We start from the raw sequence: 23,406 nt of genomic DNA on the forward strand, positions 1-23,406 counted from the left end.
CTGCCGGAGCGCAGTGATCTTCCTTCCGTCATCTGACGTCACGTCAGTTGATGCGCACGAACGCCCCCTTGAGCACCGCCTCGACCCCGCCGTCCACGGTGACCGCCGTGGTGCCGCGGACGGTCACCGAGCCGCCGCGCACGTTCACCTCGCCGGTGCCCGCGTCCAGGGTGATGCCGGAGGGGGTGAGGCGCACCGTGCTGCCCGCCCCGCCGACCCCGCCGTGCACGGTCAGCACGATCTCCCCCTTCTGCTGGTCCAGCCGGACCTCCAGCTTGCCGTCGCCGCTGGCCAGCCGGACGCCGGAGCTGCCGCCCGGCACGTCCAGCAGTTCCATCCGGTGGCCCGAACGGGACACCACCGAACGGCGGTTGACCTTGCCGGCGGTCGCGTCGACCAGCGGCACGTCGTGCGGCGAGGGCCCGTCCACGCCGTTGTAGAGGCCGCCCAGCACATAGGGGCTGTCCAGGTCCCCCTGCTCGAAGCCCACCAGCACCTCGTCGTTGACCTCCGGGCTCACCACTCCGCCGCCGCCGTGGCCGCCCCACTGCACGGTGCGCACCCAGTCGGAGACGTAAGTGTCGTCCAGCCAGGGGAACTTGAGCTTCACCCAGCCGCGCTGCGCGCCGCCCGGCTCCCGGACGTCGGTGACCACCGCGACGGCCAGGCCGGGCATCCGCGGCCCGCGCGGCGGCGCGTTGCCGCCGGTCGCCAGCCCGGCCAGCGAGCGGTCCGGCGCCGCGCTGACCACCACCGTGGTGCGGTAGCCGCGGAACGGCTCCAGCAGGTGCCGCGCCCCGGTGACGGTGTAGCGGCCGGAGAAGGCCGCGCCGACGTTCCCCAGCGCGACGGCGGTGCCCGCCCGCAGCCGCGGATTGCCCTCCACCACCGCCTCCAGCTCCCCGAAGCCCGCGGCCACCGAGGCGGCCAGCGAGCGCGCCACCGCGGTGGTCTCCGCCTGGGTGCGGTACGGGGTGTCGGCGACGGTGAACCGGGCCTGGCCGGGGAAGGCCGAGGCCACCACCGAGGGGCTCATCCCCGGCAGCACGGTCGGCGAGGTCACCGAGGGCTCGGTGGCCACCAGGGCGCTCTTGGTGGTGACGTTCCAGCCGCGCGCCTCCACGGTGTCCGCACCGGCCGCGCCGGTCAGCACCCCGCGAAGCTCCAGCAGGTTGCGCCCGTACTCCAGCACCAGCGGGCTCTGCGGCGCGGGCGTGCTCGGGGCCGGAGCGGCCGAGGCGGGCTGCGGCCGGACGAACTCCAGCTTGCCGTCGTCGTCCACCCGCACCTGCGCACCGCTCTCCTGCGCCAGGAACTGCAGGAACTCCCAGTCCGGGACGTTCGCCTGGGACAGCTGCTGGTGGACCACCGGGAAGGAGTCCACCCGCCCGCAGGTCAGGCCCGCGCCCGCGGCGACCTGGCGGACGATGTCGGCGGTCGTCATGTTCCGGAAGGCCTTCACCCGGCGCCCGCGCATCAGCCGGTGGGTCACCGCCGAGGCGCGCACCACCGTGTACGAGCCCGTGGTGTCCACCTCCAGCTCCAGCGCCGTCACCTCCCCGGTGAACAGCCGCACCTGGGTGTGCCCCTGCACGGTGACCACGGACACCCGCAGCTCGGTGCCGATGGTGATGCCCGTCGCGGACAGGAAGGTGTGGTCCGCGTCCCGGAAGCTCAGCACCGCCGTGTCCGGCAGCCCCACGCTCTCCTCGATGTCGCAGGACACCAACTGGGCCGCCCACACCGGCGGTAGCGGCCCCGGCGCCTCGACGACGGGATCCGCGGCGAACGGCCGGCCGCCCCGGGCCTCGGGAGTGGTCACGGCCGGCCTCCTCGGGTGAGTTCGTCGATTCCCGGCACGATCAGCTCCGCGCCGGGCACCAGCACCAGCGGATCGTCGATGTCGTTCGCCTCCGCGATGGTCCGCCAGGCCGTCGCGTCCCCGTACGCGCGCCAGGCCAGCAGCGGCAGGCTGTCGCCCGCGATCACCCGGTGGGTGCTGCGGGCCTCCGGGGAGCCGGAGGTCGGGTTCTGCCCGGCCGGGTCGACGCTCGCCTCGTCGATGGACAGCGAGCAGACCGCGCGCAGCGGATTGCCGTCCACGTCGAACAGCGTGTAGGTGACGGACAGACCGGTCAGCACCCCGTTGAACGAGGTCGTCTTCAGGGTGCCCCAGTCCAGCCGGATCCACGGACTCGCCGGGGTCTTGCGCGCCAGGCTGGTCGGCGTCGGCACGCAGGCCTTCATCAGCTGCTCCACCGCCTGCTCCACCGAGTTGTCGTGCGTCGCCGTCGAATCCAGGAACACGTCGAGCGACAGCGAGCGAGGCCCGCTGCCGACGAACTCCGGCAGCGCCGACTCGCCCGCCATCCGGGACGGCGTACGCCGCCACTCGGTGGTCTTGCGCAGCACCAGGGTCGCCGGGTTGAACTGCAGCGGAAGCCGCGCGATCGCACCGCCGGGCTGGGCGCCGACCGTGGACGGGGGCTCCATGATGGTCAGTTGGGCCCGGGTGACGCTGGCGGGGACCGCCGAGGACATCCTGCTGCTCCTTGGGTGGTGGGTCGGTGGGTGGACGGGCGGGCGCGCGGGGCCGGTTCCTCAGGACGGGCGCAGGCCCGCGTGGGCGATCTCCAGGGACTCCATCGCCGGCTGCGAGCTCGACGGGTCGAAGGACGGGCCCTCCCAGCGCACCGGGACGATCCCCTGCACCTGCCAGCCGACGATCCGGCTCAGGTCGGGGCGCAGCGCCACGATCTCGCCGTCCTTCGGCTCGACCTTCCGGACGATCTCGTTCAGCCACCGGGCGATCTTGGCGGTGTCCGCGGTGACCGCGCGGGACAGCGTGATGTTCGACCAGGTGATGCGGCCCGGCAGCTGCCAGGCGAAGCCGTTGTTGCCGCCCTCCGCGTACTGCTCGATCTCGACCTGGGCGCCGAGCCCCGAACAGGTGGTGAACTCGCCCAGGTCGTTGCCGCCGATGGTCAGGCTGAAGAACACGCTGCTCGCGAAGATGTTGTCGGTCATCGGGGCCCCGCCTCCTGCTTGGTGCTCGGTACTCGCTGTTGCTGCTTGGTGCTTGGTGCTTGGTGCTGGTGCCTACTGCTTGGTGCCTGCTGTCCGCCGTCGTGCTCAGCGGCGCAGGTCGTACGGCCTCCCGGCGCGTTCCCGGCCCCTGCGCAGTTCGGTGCGCAGCAGCCGGCCGACCGGCTCGACCAGACGCCGGGCCAGTTCGTCCAGGTCGGCGGGCGCGGCGCTCTCGGGGTGCTCGGCGGTCTCGCGGGGCGCCGGGGCGCCCCCCTTGGACGGCGAGGCGTTCGGCGGGGCCGCCTGCACCGTGGTCGGCCTGCGTGCCGGGACGGCGGTCAGCGGGATCCCGGCCAGCCCCGCCTGCTCGGCCACCCGTTGCAGCACCTGGGCGGTGCCGGGCGGGGACTGGGCGGGCCGCGGCGCGGACGCACCGGACCGGGGGGTGACCGGCGAGGCCGCTGCGGGCGGCTGCGACCAGGACTGCGGCTGGGGTTGCCGGGGCTGCGCCGGTGGCTGAGGCGAGGGCCCGGACCCGGCGGGCAGCCGCTGGAGCGACCGGGCCGCCGGGGGCGCGGGCCGAACCACCGGCACGGACCGGGCCGCCGACCCCGGCACGGGCACCGGCGGGGCGGACAGCGGGGACCCGGCGGACCAAGCAGGCTCGGGCGGCGCGGAGGGAACGACGGGCGCGGCTCGCCCGGGGCCCCCGGGACGCGGCACGGCGGGCAGCCGCTGGAGCGACCGGGCCACCGGGGTGGCGGGCCGCACCACGGGCGCGGACGGTGCGGCAGGGCGGGCGCCGTGGCCCGGGCTCCCCGCGAACACCCCGGCGACCGGGAGACCTCGGGGCTCCGAGCGGCCGGCGCTCGTGTTCCCGCCGGGGCTCCCCGCGTTGGCGTTCTGGGCGTTCCTCGCCGCGCGGGCGCGAGCCGACCGGGCCGGACGGGCACGCGGTGGATCCGCAGGCGCGACCGTGGCCGGGGCGGCCCCGAACGGCACCGGGCTCCCCTCCCCGGACGGCTGCCCGTCCGCCGTGCGACCGTCCCCGCGCACCGGCGAACGCCGGGAGCGCGAGCGTTGCACGGCCGCCACGACCCCGCGCAGCACTCCCGTACCGGACGAAACACCTGTGCCGGACGAGACTCCCGTGCCGGACGAACGGCCGGGCGCCGCCACGGCACCCGGCGCGCCGGACGGCACCGGGCGGCTCTCCCCCGGCGCCGACGACCGGTGCGCCGCTGCCCGCTGCGGGACGGCCGCGCCCCCGTGCCGTCCGCCGGCTGCGGGCGCCGAGGCCGGCCCGGCGGCCGGTGCGTCGGCCGTGGGGCGCGCGAGCGAATTGGGCCAGACTGCCGGGACCACGGGCGGGGCGGCTGCCGCGCGAGGGGCCGTCGAGGCGGCGGCGCTGCCCGCGAAGGGCGCCGGCGGGGTGCCGAGGGCGACCGTCATCGGGCGTTCACCGATCAACCCACGCCTCGGAGCGGTGCGTTGGACGGCTCGCCGCACACCCAGGCCGCCGCCCGCCGGACGTACGAGCACCGTCGGCGGAACCACCGACCCGCTGCTGCTCCCGCTTCCACTCTGACGCGAAGTGCCGAGACCGGGCCCGGCCACGGGTGCGAGCGGCGGGGACGCGGCAGTGACCGCCGGGCGCCCAGACACCGACCTGCCGGGGCCTGGCTCAGCCGTCACACCGGAACCTGTTCCCGAGGGGGCGTCAGCTGTGGCTACGGGCAGCGAAGTTGAGTCCGCCGCGCGTTCGGCGGTCCGCTGTACGGGCAGCCCTCCACGGGCCTGCTCCGCCGTACTCCCGACGCTTCGGCCCGCGCCGCCCTCCGAGATCGGCCCGGTGATCCGCCGCACCGGTCGGCGCCCGCCGAGCAGCGGAGCGGTACGGCCGGGCGCTGCCGCCGTCGGGGGCAGCGCGTCGAGGGGCGCGCCCAGTCCGGTACGCGTGCGGGCGGGCGCCGGGTCGGGCTGCACCCGTGCGGGAAGTGAGGAGGGGGCCGGCGAGGACGCCGCGCGCTGAACGGGCGTGCCGCTGACGGGCCCCTGCCCGGAGCGGGACGGCGCCGGAGCACTCCGCCCGGCAGCCGCCTCGCGCACCCCGCCCTCGGTCTGCCGGGTGTCAGGGGTGACTCCTGCGTCGGCGCGAACGACGGGCATGGCCGGCGCCGCCGAGGCGGTCTCACCGGCCCTGGGCCCGGCCGGAGCCACCGGCGCGGCGCTCGCGGGCAGCGCGCTCAAGGGCGCGCCGAGGACCGGACGGGTGGCGGGTGGCGCAGCACCCGGCTCAACCGCACGCTGGACGACCGCGCCGGCGGGCGCACTCGCACCACCCGGCGCAGAAGCCGGACGCACCACGGGCTCGCCGCTCGCGGACGGCCGCACGGCGTCCACCGGGTTCTCCACCGCCACAGCGGACTGAGCCGGCGCCACGCCGCCCCGCACCGCAACGGCCGGGACCGGGCGCACGGACAGCAGCCGGGGACGCCGGGCCACGGTCAGCGGCGCACCGACGGCACGCGGCCGCACCGGACGTACCGGCGCCGGGCCCGCCGGGTCACTCCGGCGTGGCGACTGGGCGCCCGCACCGGACGTCACCGCATCGGACTTCGGCGCACCGGACTTCGGCGTACCGGCTTCCGGCACGCCGGAGGTAGGCGCCGTGGACACCGGCGCGGTGGATGTCGGCACCGGGCCGGTCCCGGCGCTGCTCGGCACGGCAGCAGCGGGCTTCGCCGCACGGGACGCCGACGCCGGCGGCGTCGCAGCAGAGGGCGTCGCCGCGCGGGACGTCCGCGCACTGCCGCTCCCCGAGCCGCGTGTCGCGGCAGCACCGGGCTTCATCGCACTTGACCTCTGCACGACGCCGGTCCCCGCCACGCGCGGCGTCCCGGTGGCAGAAGGCGTCGCCGTACCAGCCGAAGCAGACGCCGAATCGGACGCCGGACCAGCCGGCGAGTCCGCTGACGGACCAGTCGCCGAGCCGGCGCCCGCCGACCCGCCCCGCCGGTCGGCTCCGGCCGCACGCGCGGCACGCCCCGCACGCGGCCCCGACCGTACGGGCAACCGTCGTACCGGGAGGGCCCGTTGGACCGGCCGCGCCTGCCGCCGCTGCCCTGCTCCTCCCGACTCCCCTCCGCCTTCGAGCTGTTCCGGCTCCGCCGGCACCGCTCCCCCGGCTGCCGCCGGCAGGACGAGTGCCTCCCCGCCCCCGACCGCGACGGACGGAGCACCGGGCGAAACCACCGCCCGCAGGATCCCCACCGGGGCGGTCGGCAGCACGGCATGGCCGAGCGGTCCGCTCAGCGAAGGGTTCTGCCAGGAGGCGAGCCGGGAGCGGAACGCCAGGCCGTCGCTGACCCCGTGTGCCGCCCCGCCGCCCAGGGTGGGGACCAGCGGCGCCACCGCGCGCCAGCCCCCGTCCCCGGCCGTCGGCCGAGGCCGCGCCGAAGCTCCGGCACCGACACCGGCACCGGCCGTCCCGCCACCGGTCTCCACAGCACCGGAAGCGGCACCGGAAACGGCGCCGGAACCGGCACCGGGCTCGGCCCCGCCGCGCCGCCGCGCGATCCAGTCCCGCAGCCCCACCCGGCTCACCCACCCTCACTGACACGGGAGTTGATCCGCGCGATCTCGCGCACCCACTGCCCGCGTTCGCGGTGGGTCAGGTCGAGGAGGTCCTCGCGCGGCCAGTGGAAGTGGTAGGCGATGTACGCGATCTCCTCGTACAACCGAGCAGGCGCGTACGTCACGATTCCCCCAGGCGCCCACCGGCGAGGTCGACCTCGAAGGCGCCGTCGCAGTGCGGGCAGGTCACCGCGGCGCGCGTGTGGCCTTCGCTGTTGATCCGCTGGTAGAGGTCCTGGAGGAAGGCGACGTCGGTGGCGTACATCCGCTCGACGATGCCGGCGTGCACGTCGGTGAGGTCGCCCAGCCTGGTGATCACGTGGCTGAGCAGCACCACGCTGAGGTAGGCCGGGTTCTCCTTGACCCGCAGGTCGATCTGCGGCATCAGTTCATCGCGGGCGGTGGCCAGCCGCATGGCGCCGTGGCGGTGCACGGTGCCCTCGTCGTCGACGTAGCCGAGCGGCAGCTCGAACTCGAACTCGCTGTGCGGCGACTGCCGTCGGGGCGGCCCGGCCGGCCCCGGCTGTCCTGGGGCCTGCTGCTGCGGCGCGGTGCCCTGCGGGGCCGGGGCCGGGGCCCGTTCCAGCAGTTCGTCAAGGCCGATCTTCCGCCTCACTCGACGCTGATCTCCTCGAACACGATGGTCACGGTCTCGGTCGCGGCGCTGGATTCGCCGGCGCTGAGCGTGGGGCCCTCCCAGCGGCTGGCCCAGGCGTTGGTGAGCTGGATGCGGCGCAGGGTGGCACCGGTGGTGTCCTTGACCTCGATGGTGAGGTTCTGCCGCGCGGTGTTGATCGCCCCGTTGTTGAGGGTCTCCTTGATCCAGTCCGTGAAGGCGCCGCTCTTGTCCAGGCCGCGGGTGATGGTCACCTCGCCGGGGAGCCGGGCGCCGGGCTGCTTGCGGACGATCAGTTTGCCCTCTTGGGTCACCTGCTTGTACTCGACGACGTCCTGCTCGACCGTCAGGTTGCTGATCTCCTTGACGGACTCGACGTTGTAGCCGCCGAGTTGGACGCCGAATATGTGTGTGGAGAGCGGATCGCCTTCAGCCATGGCGTGCTGTCACCTTCCGTGCGATGGGGGCCGACCGTACGACGATCACTCGTTGACGAGGCTCGTGCTGTCGGAGAACTGGGCCAGTCGGAACACCACGAACTCGGCCGGCTTCACCGGCGAGACCCCGATCTCGCAGATCACCTGTCCGAGGTCGATGGACTCCGGCGGGTTGTTGTCGCGGTCGCACTTGACGTAGAAGGCCTCGGCCGCGGTCTGGCCGAACAGCGCCCCGCGCCGCCACTCCTCGGTGAGGAAGGCGGTGATGTTCCGGCGGATGCTGGACCACAGCCGGTCGTCGTTGGGCTCGAAGACGACCCACTGGGTCCCCAGGAGGATGGACTCCTCCAGGTAGTTGAAGAGCCGGCGCACGTTGAGGTAGCGCCAGGCCGGGTCGGAGGAGAGGGTGCGGGCGCCCCAGATCCGGATGCCGCGGCCGGGGAACGCCCGGACGCAGTTGACGCCGATCGGGTTCAGCAGGTCCTGCTCGCCCTTGCTGAGCCGCAGTTCCAGGTCGACGGCGCCGCGGATGACCTCGTTGGCCGGCGCCTTGTGGACGCCGCGCTCGGCGTCGCTGCGCGCCCACACCCCGGCGGCGTGCCCGCTCGGCGGGACCAGCACGTTGCGGCCGGTGGCCGGGTCGAAGACCTTGACCCACGGGTAGTACAGGGCGGCGTAGCGGGAGTCGTAGCCCGCCTCGTCCTGTCGCCAGGTGCGCATCCGCTGGGCGTTGAGGCCGGGCGGCGGGTCCAGGACGGCGATCCGGTCGCCCATCTGCTCGCAGTGCGAGATCACCGCGAGCTGGACGGTGCGCAGGCCCTCGTCGTCGAGGTCGCCGCGCTGGTAGGCGCTCATCAGGTCGGGCACGGCGACCATGGTGATCTCGTCGATCGCCTCCAGGCCCGCGAAGCCGGTGCGGGCGGCGGCGTCGCCGACGTACTCGGCGGGGTCGAGCCGGGCGGCGGGGGCCGGCACCGGGCCGGTCGCCGGCGCGGCTGCGGCGGCGAGGGCGTGGGTGCGGCGCTCGGGGCGGCTGGGCGCGGTGCCGGGCTGTTCGGTGACCGCGACGAGCTTGGACTCGCGCAGCTGGGTGACGACGTAGCCCTTGGTGTTCTTCCGGGTGGAGACGTCGTAGCTCTCCACGACCTCGGCACCGCGGCGGACCAGCAGCCGGAAGCGGTCGTCCGGGACGTTCTCGCCCTCGGCGTCGGCGATCTCGACGGACACGTCGCCGCCCGCGCCGGGCAGGGCGGAGATCAGGAAGCCCGAGACCTCGGCCGGCGGGGCCGCGGTGACGGCGGCGGGGGCGGGCGCGCCGCCGGGGGCCTGCCGGGCCGGGTCGCCGATCCGCACGACGTAGGCGGAGCCGCCGCCGTTGGCGAAGAAGCCGTAGACCGCGTGCGCGAGGTAGGTGCCCTCGATGAAGCCGCCGAACCGCTGGACGTACTGGTCCCAGTTGGTGACCAGTGTGGGCTCGTGGAAGGGTCCGGATCCGGCGAAGCCGACGAAGGCGGCCACGGCCGTGCCGACGCCCTCGATCGGCCGGGCACCGGACTGGACCTCCTCCACGTACACGCCCGGGGTCAGGTACGACGGCATTCGCGCTCCTTCGGATGACCGGTCATTCGCCTGGTTCTCCCCCGAGTCTGCGGCCGGGGCACCGTCCGGGGACATGTCCCCAGGTCCCGCGCCGGGGGCAGCACCGGCTGCCCCCGGCGGCTACTCCCAGGCGCCCCGAACGGCCGGTCCGTCCCCGCCGTCCCCGCCGGTCCTGCCACCCCCACGGCCCCACTCCCCCGGCCGCCGGTGCCCCACGCCCCGTCAGGCGCCGCCCCCGGCCGCCCGGTCAGCCGTGCCCGATGTCCCCGAGGACGCCCAGCCACGGCCCGAACTCGCTCTCCAGCACCAGCCGCCCCAGCTTCCGGTACTCGCCGACCACGGCCGCGATCAACTGGGCCATGCCCAGCGGGGTGCCCGTCCCGGCGGCCAGGTAGGCCGCGGAGACGGCGCAGGCCCGGATGGAGCCGCCGGTCAGCTCGAAGTGCCGGGCGCAGAAGTCCAGGTCGAGGTCGTCACCGCGGGGCAGCCGCGGGCCGAGCGAGCGGTCCCACAGCAGGCGGCGCTGCGCCTGGTCGGGCAGCGGGAAGTCGGCGATGACGTCCAGCCGTCGGGTGAACGCCTCGTCCAGGTTGGCGCGCAGGTTGGTGGTGAGCAGCGCGATGCCCGCGAAGGACTCCATCCGCTGGAGCAGGTAGGCGGTCTCCACGTTGGCGTGGCGGTCGTGGGCGTCCTTGACCTGCGAGCGCTTCCCGAACAGCGCGTCCGCCTCGTCGAACAGCAGGACGCCGTTGACCTGCGCGGCCTCGGTGAAGATCCGTTCCAGGTTCTTCTCGGTCTCGCCGATGTACTTGTCGACCACGGTGGAGAGGTCCACCACGTACAGCTCCATGCCGAGTTCGGCGGCGACCACCTCGGCCGACATGGTCTTGCCGGTGCCCGACTCGCCGGCGAACAGGGCGATCACCCCGTTGCCCCGGCCGCCGCCCGGCCGCATCCGCCACTGCCCGAGCACCTGGTCGCGGTGCCGGGCGCGCAGCACGAGTTCGCGCAGCCGGGTGGCGGTGGGGGCGGGCAGCACCAGGTCGTCCCAGCCGACCGCGGGCTCGATCCGCCGGGCGAGGCGGGCCAGGCCGGCCGCGTTCTGCGCCCGGACGGCGGTCCGGAGGTCCTCGGCGCGCACCGGGCGGCGCTCGGCGGTGGCCGTCCTGGCGGCGACCGCGGCGGCCCGCTCCAGCTTCTCCCGGTCGACCCGGTAGGCGGCCACCGTCTCGGCCAGGCCGTCCGTCAGCTCCTCGGCGAGCGGTGCCCCGGTGGTGGCCAGCGCGCGGGCCCACTGCCCGGCGCGGCCGGCGTCGTCCGGCGGCGGGGCGGTGACGACCACGGGGCTGTCCCGGGTCCAGGCCGGGTCCCACACCTGGGGGCCGTGCACGATCAGCGGGACGGCGGCGAGTGCGGCGACCAGCTCGCGCAGCAGGGCCGCCCGTTCGGGGCGTTCGGGTTCCAGTCGGTCCAGCGGGCCGAGCACCACCCCGGCCCCGCCGAGCCGGGCCTCGCGGGCGAGCACCCGGACCAGGCCCGGCGACGGCCGGGCGGCCAGCGCGGCGGCGTCCACGACCAGCGGCGCACGGCCGTCGGCGGCGAGGGCGGCGACGGCCAGCGGGCCGGCGTGCCCGTCGCGGTCGAGCAGGTGGACGGGGCCGGCGCCGGTCGCGGCCGCGCGCAGCCGTTCGACGGTCTCCCCGTCGGCCTCCGTCCCGGGGAGGGCCCGGTGGGCCAGGCCGGCCAGGGCGTCGTCCGGTTCGTCGTCGCCGAGCAGGTGGGCGGTCACCCGGTCCGGCACCCGCAGGGTGCGGGAGAGCAGCGGGCGCTCGGGCTCGGCGATCTCCAGCAGGCCGCCGGCGATCAGCGGGGCCCGCCCGGAGAACCGCAGCCGGCCGACGCCGGCACCCGGGAGTCCGCACAGTTCGAGGGCCAGGCCGACGGTCGCCCGGCGCCGGGTCAGGTCGTCGTTGAGGTAGCCGTAGAGCTGTTCGAAGCGGGTGTCGAGCTCGGGGGCGAGGGCGACCATCAGGAGGTCGAGGTCGACCGGGAGCAGCCCGAAGGCGGCGCCGAGCCGGGCGAGCCGCGAGCCGGGCGGCGGGGCGGGCTCGTCCCGGACGTCCGCACCGCTGCGGCCGGTGGCGGCGGCGGAGGCGAGGATGCGTTCCACCGCCTCCGGGCCGAGGTACTGGCCGCGGTACGGGTCGTCCGGGTCCGGGTCGTCGGCGCGGCGCTCGCGCACGGCGGTACGGACCCGCTGCTCGACCCGGTGCAGCCGCTCCCACAGGTGGTCGGGTTCGCGGCCGGGGTCGGGTTCGCGGGCGGGGCCGGGCGGTGCGCCGTCGAGCACCGTCCCGAGGTCCACGCTCACCGCTTCCCGCCCCTGGTCCGGCGGCCGGGCGGCAGCGTGCGGTCGCGCGGCGCGGCGAAGCCGTCCGCGCCGGGGTCGGTGGCGCCGCGGTAGCGCAGCCGGCGGCCGGGGCCGTCGAGGGGCGGCGCATCGTCCCCGGTGCTGCCGTCCCCGGTGCTGCCGTCCCCGGTGGTGTCGCCGCTGGCGTCCCTGGCGTGCACCACCAGGCCTTCGGTGACGGGCGGTCCGGCGGGGTCGAGCGCGCCGGCGAGCGGGGCGAGCACCCTGAGGTCGATCGAGGGCCGCAGTTCGCCGCCGAGCGCGGACCAGACGTCGGACACCGACGGCAGGCCGGTGTCGCGCCCGGCGATGTCCATCTCGACGGTCAGGCCGAGCCGGGCGAGCGTGCCGGTGAGCAGCCGGGCGGGCAGCGCGTCGACGGCGGTCAGGCACTGCAGCACCTCGGCGAGCAGCCGGTGTTCGTCCTGCGGGCGGTTGGTCCAGACGGTGACCAGGTAGGCCAGCTCGAACCAGCGCGGCGCGGGCCGGCGGCCGACCACCACGCCCTCGGCGTCGTACTCGGCGACGGCGCCGGCCTGCCGACGGCCGGTCTCCTCGCGGATGCCGTAGAGGAAGACGCTGACCGTCGGCGCGGTGCGCCGGGCCGCGAGGTCCCGGGTCGGCCCGTCGAACACCACCTCGACCCCGCGCTCCGGCAGTCCCGCCTCGCCGAGCAGCAGCCGCAGCGCCTCATCGACCTCGTGGATCACCGGCGCTCCACCTCCGCCGGCGGGCCGATGGTGCCCTTGACGACCAGGAACGGGGTGGTCACCGGGGAGAACCCGGGGCCGTCGGCCTTGATGGTGCGCGGGCCGGTCTCGTCCTTGGGGAGGATCAGCAGCTGGCCCGCGAAGGTCCCGTCGGCCTTGGGGTAGGTCGGGGCCGCGTCGGCGGTGATGCCGGGCTGCCAGGTGAACCGGACGGGTGCGCCGGGCGGGAAGTCCACGCCGCGTACGGAGGTCACGAAGCCGGGCTTGCCGATCGGCGGCACGGCGACGATGCGGGGCTGGAGGATCCGCAGCGGGGTGCTCGCCCGGTGCGGTCCGGGGGTGGCGTCGGTGCCGGTGGTGGTCAGTTCGGCGGTGATGGTGGTGTCCAGTGCGGCCACCGGTGACAGCACCACCCGGATCACCTGGCTGCGGCCGGGGGTGAGGTCGGCCAGCTCGCAGCTGCCGGCCCGGCAGCCGGGGGGCAGCGGCTCGGTGGGCACCCCGGCGGGCAGGCCGAGGGTGAGCCGCAGGCCGGTGGCGAGGGCCTGTCCGGTGTTGCGCACGGTGTAGCTGACGGTCACGTGGCCGCCGACGTAGCCGGGGGCGGGCTGGGCGCCGACGGTGACCGTGGGGCCGGCCTGCGGCGGTGCGGGTGCCGGCGGCGGGGGCGGCGCGGGGGTGGTCGGATCGGGGGTCGGGGTCGGTGTCGGGGTGGGGGTCGGCGAAGCGGTGGGCGTCGGGGTCGGGGTGGGCGTCGGCGCGGGCTTGTCCAGCACCGGCAGGACCGTCTCGGCGGAGTCGTTCTCCGGGTTCGGGTCGACCACCGCCCCGGTGACGGTCCAGCCGAAGGGCTGGTCACCGGTCCGGGTGCCGATCAGGGTGGCGGTCACCTTCACCTCGGCTCCCGGTGCCAGGGTGCCGAGTTCGCAGCGCAGCGCGCCGGCGTCGCAGGTCCCGACGGGCGTGGTCAGTTTGCCGAGCCGGGCGCCGGTCGGCACCGAGGCGGTGAGGACGGTGCCGGGCGAGGGCGCGGGGCCGTGGTTGGTGACGGTGACGGTGACGTCGGTGCCGCCGTCGACCTGGACGGCCGGGGTGCGGGGCGGCGCGCTCAGGGAGAGGTGGACGGACTGCTGGACGGCCGGTTCCTTCTGCCGTCCGGGCAGTCGCCAGTCCAGCGGGCTGAGCTTGCCGGTCGCGAAGTCGTAGGTGCCGAGCCCCTCCGGGGAGTTGGGCGGCAGGGCGCGGCGCGAGGTGAGCACCAGCCGGGCGCCGTCCGGCGTCCAGGCGACGTCCCGGGGCTGGTACGGGCCGGTTTCGGAGGTGTCGGGCAGCGGCCGGGTGCAGGCGCCCTTGTCGTCGGTGTGCCCGGCGGGCAGCAGCACCGTGCAGCCGGTGCCGGTGGGCGTGGTGACCAGCAGGGCGTCCCGGTGGTTGTTCCCGCCGTCGCCGGCCTTGCGGTTGAAGGCGATCCGCCGGCCGTCGGGCGAGAACACCGGGCTGTCGTCGATGACGTTGCAGTTGCCCGGGCAGGCCGTCCGGCTGAGGTCGGTCTGCCGGGTGAGGTCGTCGGCGGCGACCGTCCAGACGTGCAGGTTGCCGGTGTTGCCGTTGACCGCGGCGGTGCGGGAGAAGGCGATCAGCTTGCCGTCGGGGGACCAGAAGGGTTCGCCGTCGGCGGCGCCCGGCTGGTCGGCGGGCGGCTGGACGGTGCCGATGATCGCGCCGGTGGCCACCTCGGCGATCATGATCCGGCCGGGGCGGGCCGGGGTCCGGTCGCTGCCCGGGGTGCTGCGGCTGAACACCATGAGCCTGCCGTCCGGGGAGAGCGAGGGGTCGGTGTCCCGGTCGGTCGGGCCGCGGCCGGCGAGGTTCATCGGCTGCGGGCCGGAGCCGTCGGCGTCGGCCTGCCAGATCCGCTGGATCCGTCCGGCCGGGGAGTCCTCGTAGCGGGTGACCACGATCCGCCGGCCGTCGGGCGTGTAGGTCTGGCGCTCGTACCAGGGGTCGTAGCCGGGGCGGGGGTGGAAGAGCGGGTCGGCGGCCGGGTCGGGGTTGGTGTTGGTGTCGGCGGCCGGGTCCTCGGTGAGCACGCTGATGCCGAGGTCGCGCGGGTCGGTCCCGTCCTGGCGGACGTCCTGGACGTCGGCGATGTTGGCGGCGGCGGCGCTGGTCTGCTCGACCACCGGGCCGCCCTGGGCCTGGGTGCCGAGCCAGGTCGGCGTGGCGATCAACCGGTTGGTGCGGTAGAGCAGTTGGGGGTCGGTGCAGTCGCAGGTCGGCGCCCGGTAGAGGTTCACCACGGGCGGCTGGTTCGGGTCGGGCTGGGGCGCCGGGGAGGAGCCGGGCTGGTCGGCGCTCAGGAAGAGGACGCCGCTGCCGTCGGCCAGCCAGGAGGCGGAGCCGGACCGCCAGGTGGAGCCGGTGCCGGGGAAGAACGCCTTGTCGCCGCCGGTCGGCGAGGTGAGCATCAGGGTCCGGCCCTTGTCGCCCTGGTCCCAGGTGTAGACGATCTGGTTGCGGTGCGCGTCGTCGTTGACCGGGTTCCAGGTCGGGTCGACGGCGTCGCCGCTGGTCACGTTGGTGACCTTGACGGGTGCGCCGCCAGTGAACGGCCGCAGGTAGATCTGAATGTGCCCGGGCTCGCCGGTGCAGGCGTACGCGACCCAGCGGCCGTCGGGCGAGACGGTCGGGTGGGTCTCGTCGGCGGCGCCTTCGGTGATCCGGCGCAGCCCGGTGCCGTCCCGGTTGACCGCCCACAGCACGTGCTGGGTGCCGCCGGCCGCGGTGGGCTCCAGGGCCTCGAAGACGACGCCCTTGCCGTCCGGGGCGAGCGCGGGGTGGGCGGTGTCCATGCCGTTGGTGAGCCGGCGCACCGCACCGCTCGCGTCGCGCAGGTAGACCTGGGGCAGCGGGCCGTCCCGCAGGCTGGTGAAGACCAGTTCGTCGCCGCGGGCCGACGGCTCCCGGTCGAAGTGGATCGGGCCGGGTCCGAACAGCGGGGTGCTGGACGCCGCTCCGGTCACCCGGCCGAGGCCGCGGTGGTCGGTGCCGGCGTAGATCACCCGCCCGGCGGCCGGGTCCTCGGCGGTGGCGGCCGGGGCGGTGCGGCCGGCCGGCCCGGCGGGCGCGGAGCCCAGGGTCAGCATGGCGACGGCCAGCGCGAGCAGCACCGCGACGGCGGCCCGGGCCGGCCGCCGAACGGAGCGGGGATGGGCGGGGGCGCCGGTCACGCTCGACCTCACAGGGTGGCAGGGGCGGTCTCCCCCGCAGTCTCACCGGCCCGGGCGCCCGGGTACAGGGCCCGGGCGCCCGAGCCGGGGGTAACGAGCGGTGTCCGCAAAGGGCAGGCCGCCACGGTCGCGGGCGTTGGGGACGGCCGTCCGCGCCGTGGCTCGCCGTCCGCTCCGGAACGGCGCTGCCTCCTGCCCCTCCGGCCGGATCCTCGGGGACGCTCCGCCCCCTCCGGCCGGCCTCCTCAGATCAGCCCGCGCCGCATCGCGTACCCCACGGCGTGCGCCCGGTTGCGCAACCCGAGCCTGGTGATGATCTCGTGCAGCACGTTCTTGACGGTGCGTTCCGAGTAGGAGGTCTTGGCCGCGATCTCGCTGGTGTCGAAGCCCTCGGCGACCAGCCGGAGCATCTCCGCCTCCCGGGCCGTCAGGGTCGACAGCGTCAGGCCCTTGCCGTCCAGCATGGTGCGCTGGAGCGTCCCGATCCGGTCGAGCAGCTCGCCGAGCAGGTCGCCGGGCATCACGCCCTCGCCGTTGGCCAGCGCGGTGATGAGGTGCACCAGCCGGTCCTGGTCCGCCTCCGAGCGGCGCAGCACGGCGGCGACCCCGTGCTCGACGATCGCCTGCAGCCCCCCGGCCTCGAACTGGCCGACCACCAGGCCGATCCGGCCCGAGGTGGCGAGCCGCAGCCGGCGCAGGTGGTCGACGACCGCCTCGGTCAGGGCGTCCACCACCAGCAGGGAGACCTCGGCCCGGCCCGCGTCGGCCTCACTGAGCAGTTCCACCTCGGGCCGCTGGCGCAGTTGTTGGACCACTCCGGTCTGCAGGATGAGGTCCTCGGCGTACACCGCCACGGGTATCTGGGCGGGGCGGCCGCGCCCCTGGACCGGTATGCGTGCCCCGGCCGGCCGGACGCTGCCGGACAGCTGGGCCGTCGGCGTGCGCCGGATGGTGAGGGCTTCCCCGCGGGATGCCTCGGTCGACGTCATCGAACTCTCCAATTTCCAGTGACCTGCGGCGGTGGTGGCCGGGCGCCGCGGAGCGGAGCCGGCCGGGTGCCCGGTCGAGGGTCTGGTTGCTGTGGGGGCCGGGGTCGCGCGGTGGGCCGCGACGGCGCCGGGCAGGGTCGGTCGGTCCGCTCGGGCAAGGGGTGTGCCCACGGCTTGCCCGTACGGCCCTCTCCGCGGACGGTCCTCCGGACCTACCGTCGCACCATGACCACATCCGCCGAACTCGGCCTGCCCGCGCTGACGGTGGCGCCCGGTGGCGTGGCCACCACGACCCTGACGGTGCGCAACGACCTCGACATCGTCGAGGCGTACACGCTGGAGGTGGTCGGCGACTGCGCCGCGTGGACGACGGTCGAACCGGCCCGGGTCTCGCTCTTCCCCGGGACGTCCGAGACTGTGACGGTACGCCTCGCCCCACCGCGCTCGCCCGCCGCCCGGGCCGGCGAGTTCCCGCTCGGCATCCGGGTCCTGCCGACCGAGCGCCCCGAGCTGGTGACGGTCCCGGAGACCACGGTCACCGTGACGCCGTTCCAGGAGCTGCAGGCCGCGCTCGCACCCCGCCGCCGTCGTGGCTGGCTGCGCGGCCGCTACCGCGCCTCGGTGCGCAACCAGGGCAACGCCCCCACCACGGTGGTGCTCACCCCCGGACAGGCCGGTGAGGACCTGCGGTTCCGGGCCACTCCGGAGAAGCTGCGGCTTCAGCCCGGGGAGTCCGGTGAGCTGCGGCTCCAGGCGCGGGCCCGCAAGCTGATCTGGTTCGGCAAGCAGGCCTCCTGGCCGTTCGAGGTCACGGTGGGCCCCGAGCAGACCGCCGCGGCCAAGGGCGCCGACGCCACGGGCAAGGACGGGAAGACCGGCAACGACGGGAAGAGCGGAAAGGACGGAAAGAGCGGCGCCGAGGGCACGGGCACCGGCGGCGGGGACGCCGCAGGCGTGTCGGCCGTCACTCCGGAGGTCGTCCAACGCCCGCTGCTGGAGGGCGAGTTCCTCCAGCTGCCGATCTTCCCCAAGTGGCTGCTCGCCCTCCTGGCGGCACTGATCGCACTGCTGCTGGCCTGGTTCGCCCTGGTCCGCCCGGCGGTGCGCAGCTCCGCCAAGCAGGCCGCCGAGCAGGCCGTCGCCCAGCAGAGCGCCACCCCGGCCCCGAACCCGGCCGTCCCCGGCGGCGCGACCCCGGCCCCCGCGGGCGGGACCCCCGGCGGCCAGACCAAGCCCGGTGCCGGGCAGCCCAGCCCCGGCGGCAACGCCCCCGGTCCAGGAGGCCTGGCCCAGCCGGGCACCGGCCAGCAGAGCTCCGCCACGATCGACGTGCAGACGCCGAACGGCGGCGCCGCGACCGGCAGTTACCAGGTGCCGCACGGCAAGGTGTTCGACATGACCGACCTCGTGATCGCCAACTTCCAGGGCGACCAGGGCGTGGTGACCATCACGGCCGGCAAGCAGACGCTCATGACGATCGCACTGGAGACCTTCCGCAACCAGGACTACCACTGGGTGACTCCCATCCAGGTCCCCGCGGACCAGGCTGTGACGGCCAACGTGACCTGCGAGTCCCCGGGCACTCCGGCCTCGGGCAAGCAGGCACCCACGTGCCACGAACTCCTCAACATCAGCGGAACGCTGAGCGACATCCGGCAGGGACACTGACCCGGTTGCCCGGGCGGGCTTCCCCGCCCGGGCAACCGGACCGGAAAGGTGCACCCGACCCCCCAACGGTGTCAATGGGCCCCTTCCGCCGAAATCGCCCCGTTCGCCTCCGCGATCTTGCTCTTCCGTAATCTCCCCTTACGCCCCGTGACCATGTCAAACCCGTGGTGGTCACCACCCCCGGTTCGCACACCGACCGACAACCCGTTCGAACCCCACCAATACGGGCCACGTGCCCTTCCGGGGAACCCGGACCTACACTCCGAGGGCAACCGGTCCGTCCCCCACGGACCGTCGGTTCTGCCCCCCGCGCGATGCTGACGCCTCCTCAGTACAACATTGAATCCGCGTCGCCCCGGCGTCCGTGGCGCCCCTGAAGCCGTATACGCACCGAATCGTCACAAGGGAGCAGGGCCCCTCACCGAGCCCTCCCACGAACCGCGCCGGCGGTCCGACCGGGTCGGCGCCCCCGGACCGGTGGGCCCGCGACGGACGACCGACCACGGGCCCGCAGGGGCCCAGAACGACGAACGACGTGAGCACCGCCCTCGGGCGGTGCTCACGTCGTTCGTCGTCTCCTTCCGGCCGGGGCCCGGCCCGCCCGCTACCGGCGGGGGCCCGCCAGGGCGTACAGCACGGTTCCTGCCACCAGCAGGGCCCACGCCGTCCCGGAGGACACCGTCGTGGTCGGGGTGAAGGTCATCCAGTGCACCACCTTCCCCAGGGTGCCGGGCGGGGTCGGGCTGAGGACGGTGACCGCGAGCCAGCCGATCGGCAGGATCCAGGCGAGCTGCGCTCCGACCAGCGCCGCCCCGAGCGCGGCCAGGCCGGCCAGCCCGGCGGCGTCCCGGACGACGAACCCGGTGGGGCTGGTCTCCACCCCGATCAGTCCGAGCGCCAGCAGCGCCGCACCGGCGAACGCGCCGATCACCAGCACGTGCGCCGCCCGGCGGGGCATCCACCGGATCGCGGCCGTCCGCTCCAGCGCCGCGTCCTGCCCGCCGAGCCCGACGGAACCGGCCGCGACGCTCATGGTGAGGACCAGGACGGTCGTCCCCAGGTCCATCGGGCCCCGGCCGTCGTCCAGGGCCCACGCCGCCAGCACGACCAGCAGGATGACGGCCGCCGAGGCGGGCGCCTGCCGCGACCGCGCGTACAGGGTCAGCCACCTCATCGGGACGCCTCCCCCGTCAGCGGCGCCAGCACAGTCCCGCAGGACAGCGCGGCGGCACGGACCTGGGCCATCCGGGAGCGCTGCTCGGCCGCCGGCAGGGCGTTCAGCGTCTCCCAGGCGGTACGGGCGTTCGTCCATGCCTGCTGCGAGAACCGGTCGCCCTCCGGCTGCTGGAGCGGTACCAGCTGGTGATCGCCGAGGGCCCAGCTCGCGCCGACGCTCTGCGCCGGGATCGCGTTCTGCCCCCCGCCCTCCCAGATGGTGCGCGGCCGGCAGTTCGGCGCCAGGCCCTGGGCGACCAGCAGCCGGGTCAGGTCCGCGCCGCTCGCACCGGCGGCCAGCGGGTCGTCGAGGTCGATCAGCACCACGTCGCCGGAGAGCGTACGGTCCTCGCCGATCGCGCGCAGCGCGGTCTCCTCGTGCAGCGCGGCCGGCGCCTGGTCGCCCAGCGCCTCGTGCAGCACGCGCAGCGCCTCCTTGCCGCTCGGCGCGAGTGCGGGCAGCTGCGCCCGGTGCGCCCGGGTCACGCACACCGGGCCGTCGCAGACCAGGGCCGCGGCGGCCCGGTCGACGACGTAGGTGTCCTGCGGATCGGCCGGCAGGACCGTCAGGGCCAGCGCCGCACCGGCCAGTACGGGCGCCACCGCGAGCAGCCGGGCCCGTCGGGTCGAGGCCGCCACCAGCGCGAAGCCGGTGCCGAGCAGCCCGAGGAACCACAGCGCCTGCCCCAGGTCCACCGCCCCGGAGAGGGTCAGCAGCATCTCGCGCGGCATGTCGGTCACCGGCGACAGCTGGGAGAGCCTGTTCGGCGCCGCGCCGGACGGCAGTGCCCCGTCGGCGGTCTGCCGCAGGTACATGACCGTCACCAGGGAGCCCACCACCAGGATCGGCGGGACGAGCACCGAGGGCACGGTCCGCGCGACGCCCATCCCGAACACGGCGCCCGCGACCAGGGCCAGCGCCGCGACCAGCGAGATCGGCAGCCAGCCCGCCGGCAGGTAGTCGGCGTCGCCGAGGGCCACCTGCCCCGCGCCCCACAGGACGAGCAGGCCGAAGCCCGACGCCAGCGCGAGCGAGAGCGCGCCGGCCGTCAACGCCGCCCGGCGCCAGGCCGGCCGCGGCGTGCTCGCCAGCAGTTCGGCCATCCGCGAGCGGGAGTCGCGCAGTCCGTAGACCGCCCCGAAGCCCACCGAGAGCGGCCACAGGTAGGCCAGCAGGGAGCGGGTCGTCAGCGCCAACGACGTCCACTGCGAGGTCCATGCCGTGGCGCCCCGCCACCACAGTCCGTTGATCGCGTAGAGGATCGCCAGGCTGCCGCCCAGGACGACCAGACAGGCCCACGGGGCGACGGAGCGCCTCAGCTCGGTCCGCAGCACACGTCCGTTCACCAGTTGCCTCCCGGACGGCCGGAGTCGTGGAGGAGCGCCGAGTAGCCGCGCTCCAGCGGGCTGTCGCCCGGGTACTCGCTGCCGCCGGCGGCGGCCAGGTCGTCCGGGGTGCCCTGGAAGACCAGCCGGCCGTCGGCGAACAGCACCACGTCCGAGCAGGCCGCCGCGACGTCCTCCACCAGGTGGGTGGAGACCACCACACAGGTGTCCCGGCCCAGTTCCTGCAGCAGCTCGCGGAAGCGCAGCCGCTGCGCCGGGTCCAGGCCGGCCGTCGGCTCGTCCAGCAGCAGCACCGCGGGGTCGTTGACGATCGCCTGGGCGATGCCGGCCCGCCGCACCATGCCGCCGGACAGGGTCTTCATCCGGTGGTCGGCCCGGTCCGCCAGGCCCACCCGCTCGACGGCCCGTTGGACGGCCGCCGGGATGTCCGCCTTCGGCACCTCCTTCAGCCAGGCCATGTACTCCACGAACTCGCGCACCGTGAAGCGCTTGTAGTAGCCGAAGTCCTGCGGTAGGTAGCCGATCCGGCGCCGCAGCGCCCGGTGATCGCCCAGCCCTCCGACGGAGGTGCCGAGCAGCTCCAGCTCACCCCCGGCCGGCCGCAGCACCGTCGCCAGGGCCCGGATCAGGCTGGTCTTGCCCGCACCGTTGGGCCCCAGCAGGCCGTGGGCGCCGATGCCCAGGGAGAGGTCCAGTCCGTCGACGGCCATCTTGTTCCGGCCGACCCGCACTTTCAGGTCACTGGCCCGGATCTCCCAGGCGTAGGTCTTCGGCGCGGTCTCGGCCGCGCTCGTCATGGGCGCCATGCGGTAGTCCCTTTCGAGGGTCGATGGTCGTTTCACAGCGTTGGGTTTCGCAGCGTTGGGCTTCGCAGCGTTGGGCTTCGCAGCGGTGGGCTTCAGAGCGTCGCGTAGGAGTTCCGGCGCACGATCACGGCGCCGACGGCCAGTGCGAGCAGCAGTCCCCAACCGGGCAGCCCGCCCGGCTGGAGCGCGATCCGCACGGCGAGCGGGACCTGTCCGGTGGCCCCCGTGGGCACCACCACGGCGACGCCCCAGGCGGCCGCCAGCCCGGTGGCGGCCCGGGTCACCCCGATCACGCTGCCCAGTGCCAGGGCGGTGGAGGTGAAGGCCAGCGAGGGCAGCAGCCACTGAGCGGCCGTCACGCTCCCGGTCAGCCACCCCGTCAGCAGCAGCCCGGGCAGCACCACGGCGAGCACCGCCGTGGTGCGGCGGAGCAGCAGGGGCAGGCCCGCCCGGGCGGTCGAGGCCGTCAGCTCGTGCGCCGGGTCCAGCGCGCGCGACCAGGCCGCGGCGACACCGAGCAGCGGCAGCACGGGCGCCGCCAGCGACACCGGCGAGGCGCCGCCGAGCAGCGTCGCGGGCGCGAACGCGTCCAGCAGCAGTGCCGCCAGGGTGACGGCGGCGGTCATCGCCAGCCACGGCGTCATCACCGGGGTCAGCCAGGCCGACACCCAGCCCGGCCGGCGCCGCCGCGCGGGCGCCTGGGCGGCCGCGTCCAACTGCGGCTCCAGGCCGGCCCGGACGGTGTCGAGCAGCGCGGAGACGTCGGGCGCCTCCGCGGCCACCGAGGCGGCCAGCAGGCTCCGGCACGGCGCGCACGTCTCCAGGTGGGCCTCCAGGGCCCACACCGTGTCCGCCGCCATCGTGGCGTCACCCCGGGCGTAGTCGTCGATCAACCGCCTCGACGCGTGTTCCTCCCTCATGCCAGTGCCTCCCGCATCGCGATCCGGGCCCGGCGGGCACGGGTCTTGACCGTGCCTTCGGGCAGTCTGAGCAGCACGGCCGTCTCCCGGACGGAGAGCCCGTCGAGCACCGTGGCCTGCAATACCTCACGGAGTTCCGGCGCCAGTCGCCGCAGCGCGTCGCCGACGTCCCCGCCGACCGTCCCGGCCAGCGCCTCCTCCTCGGCGGCGGGCACCACGGCCCGTTCGGCGGCGGCGACCGGCGGCTCGGCGTGGTGGGCGCGACGCCGGAACGCGTCGATCAGCCGGCGCGCCGCGATCGTCCACAGCCACCCGACGGCCGAACCGCCGACCGCACTCCCGGCGAACGCGCCGGCCGCGCGCCACACCGCGAGATAGGTCTCCTGCATGACCTCGGCGACGATCTGCTCGTCCGAGCAGCGGCGGCGCAACCGCACCGCCAGCCACGGCGACGTCCGGCGGTACAGCTCGTCGAACGCCCCGCGATCGCCCCTGGCCACCAGCCGGAGGAGACGCTCCTCGTCAAGCTCGTCCAGTGCTCTCCTGCGTGATCTCACACCAGCCAGACGCCCGATCCAGCGCCCGGGTTCTGCATCCGGCGTGACCTGCGTCACAGTTCGGGGCCCCCTTCCAGGCGTTCGCATGCACGTGCGCGGCACGTGCGCGGCACGTGCGCGGCGAACCTTCCGAGCGTGCCGCCCGGAAACGCGAAAAGGCCCACCCGGAAACCCGGGTGGGCCTTTTCTGAAGAATTGTTCGGCGGCGTCCTACTCTCCCACAGGGTCCCCCCTGCAGT

Annotated in this window: 18 protein-coding genes; 1 reads left to right on the top strand and 17 read right to left on the bottom strand. The window is 75.3% G+C overall.

Translation table 11 applies throughout. The features are described 5' to 3' along the window. Nucleotides 1-43: 43 nt before the first annotated feature. The 12 genes from ACZ47G_RS37870 to ACZ47G_RS37925 all read right to left on the bottom strand — a co-directional run bounded on the left by ACZ47G_RS37870 (nt 44) and on the right by ACZ47G_RS37925 (nt 16,654). The gene (locus ACZ47G_RS37870; RefSeq protein WP_465750773.1) at nt 44-1,822 is read right to left on the bottom strand and encodes a VgrG-related protein; all 1,779 of its coding nucleotides are present in this window, start codon (nt 1,820-1,822) and stop codon (nt 44-46) included. Continuing rightward, a complete protein-coding gene (locus ACZ47G_RS37875) occupies nt 1,819-2,541 on the bottom strand; it encodes a CIS tube protein (protein ID WP_465750775.1) in 723 nt (240 codons plus the stop codon). Before ACZ47G_RS37875 ends, ACZ47G_RS37870 begins: the two co-directional genes overlap by 4 nt. A gap of 60 nt (nt 2,542-2,601) precedes the next feature. Then, the gene (locus tag ACZ47G_RS37880; protein WP_465750777.1) at nt 2,602-3,027 is read right to left on the bottom strand and encodes a phage tail protein; all 426 of its coding nucleotides are present in this window, start codon (nt 3,025-3,027) and stop codon (nt 2,602-2,604) included. A gap of 105 nt (nt 3,028-3,132) precedes the next feature. Beyond that, nucleotides 3,133-3,402, bottom strand: coding sequence for a hypothetical protein (locus ACZ47G_RS37885; protein WP_465750779.1), 270 nt, complete (start codon nt 3,400-3,402; stop codon nt 3,133-3,135). A 3,227-nt stretch (nt 3,403-6,629) separates the two neighbouring features. Then, entirely contained in the window at nt 6,630-6,788 is a 159-nt protein-coding gene (locus tag ACZ47G_RS37890) for a DUF6760 family protein (RefSeq protein ID WP_188307682.1), read from the bottom strand. After that, nucleotides 6,785-7,279, bottom strand: a complete 495-nt coding sequence (locus tag ACZ47G_RS37895; protein ID WP_465750781.1) for a hypothetical protein — start codon at nt 7,277-7,279, stop codon at nt 6,785-6,787. The genes ACZ47G_RS37890 and ACZ47G_RS37895 overlap by 4 nt, the downstream gene beginning before the upstream one ends. Then, on the bottom strand, nt 7,276-7,716 hold the full coding sequence (locus tag ACZ47G_RS37900; RefSeq protein WP_030290301.1) for a phage tail protein: 441 nt from the start codon (nt 7,714-7,716) through the stop codon (nt 7,276-7,278). Before ACZ47G_RS37900 ends, ACZ47G_RS37895 begins: the two co-directional genes overlap by 4 nt. Before the next feature lie 45 nt (nt 7,717-7,761). Beyond that, nucleotides 7,762-9,315: a phage tail sheath family protein gene (locus tag ACZ47G_RS37905; RefSeq protein WP_465750783.1), complete on the bottom strand. Its 1,554-nt coding sequence runs from the start codon at nt 9,313-9,315 to the stop codon at nt 7,762-7,764. Nucleotides 9,316-9,562: 247 nt separating this feature from the next. Beyond that, nucleotides 9,563-11,680 (bottom strand): AAA family ATPase, encoded by a 2,118-nt coding sequence (locus tag ACZ47G_RS37910; RefSeq protein WP_465750805.1) that lies wholly within the window; start codon nt 11,678-11,680, stop codon nt 9,563-9,565. Nucleotides 11,681-11,682: 2 nt separating this feature from the next. Further along, nucleotides 11,683-12,435, bottom strand: a complete 753-nt coding sequence (locus tag ACZ47G_RS37915) for a Pvc16 family protein (protein WP_465750785.1) — start codon at nt 12,433-12,435, stop codon at nt 11,683-11,685. Next, on the bottom strand, nt 12,432-15,665 hold the full coding sequence (locus tag ACZ47G_RS37920; RefSeq protein ID WP_465750787.1) for a hypothetical protein: 3,234 nt from the start codon (nt 15,663-15,665) through the stop codon (nt 12,432-12,434). The genes ACZ47G_RS37915 and ACZ47G_RS37920 overlap by 4 nt, the downstream gene beginning before the upstream one ends. A gap of 245 nt (nt 15,666-15,910) precedes the next feature. Next, entirely contained in the window at nt 15,911-16,654 is a 744-nt protein-coding gene (locus tag ACZ47G_RS37925) for a helix-turn-helix transcriptional regulator (protein WP_465750789.1), read from the bottom strand. A gap of 225 nt (nt 16,655-16,879) precedes the next feature. Between ACZ47G_RS37925 and ACZ47G_RS37930 the strand changes: the two genes are divergently transcribed. Continuing rightward, entirely contained in the window at nt 16,880-18,322 is a 1,443-nt protein-coding gene (locus tag ACZ47G_RS37930; RefSeq protein ID WP_465750791.1) for a COG1470 family protein, read from the top strand. 604 nt (nt 18,323-18,926) lie between these two features. On the opposite strand, the gene ACZ47G_RS37935 is transcribed toward ACZ47G_RS37930, so the two are convergent. The 5 genes from ACZ47G_RS37935 to ACZ47G_RS37955 all read right to left on the bottom strand — a co-directional run bounded on the left by ACZ47G_RS37935 (nt 18,927) and on the right by ACZ47G_RS37955 (nt 23,110). Continuing rightward, nucleotides 18,927-19,496 carry a hypothetical protein gene (locus ACZ47G_RS37935; protein WP_465750793.1) on the bottom strand — a complete coding sequence of 190 codons (570 nt, stop codon included), beginning with the start codon at nt 19,494-19,496 and terminating at the stop codon, nt 18,927-18,929. Beyond that, nucleotides 19,493-20,884, bottom strand: coding sequence for a hypothetical protein (locus ACZ47G_RS37940; RefSeq protein ID WP_465750795.1), 1,392 nt, complete (start codon nt 20,882-20,884; stop codon nt 19,493-19,495). The genes ACZ47G_RS37935 and ACZ47G_RS37940 overlap by 4 nt, the downstream gene beginning before the upstream one ends. Next, nucleotides 20,881-21,690 carry an ABC transporter ATP-binding protein gene (locus ACZ47G_RS37945; protein WP_465750797.1) on the bottom strand — a complete coding sequence of 270 codons (810 nt, stop codon included), beginning with the start codon at nt 21,688-21,690 and terminating at the stop codon, nt 20,881-20,883. The genes ACZ47G_RS37940 and ACZ47G_RS37945 overlap by 4 nt, the downstream gene beginning before the upstream one ends. Nucleotides 21,691-21,782: 92 nt before the next feature. Continuing rightward, nucleotides 21,783-22,610 (bottom strand): zf-HC2 domain-containing protein, encoded by an 828-nt coding sequence (locus ACZ47G_RS37950; protein ID WP_465750799.1) that lies wholly within the window; start codon nt 22,608-22,610, stop codon nt 21,783-21,785. Beyond that, complete coding sequence (locus tag ACZ47G_RS37955; RefSeq protein ID WP_465750801.1) at nt 22,607-23,110, bottom strand: RNA polymerase sigma factor; 504 nt, start codon at nt 23,108-23,110, stop codon at nt 22,607-22,609. The genes ACZ47G_RS37950 and ACZ47G_RS37955 overlap by 4 nt, the downstream gene beginning before the upstream one ends. Between the last annotated feature and the right edge of the window lie 296 nt (nt 23,111-23,406).

The organism is Kitasatospora sp. NPDC030952, assembly GCF_055571335.1.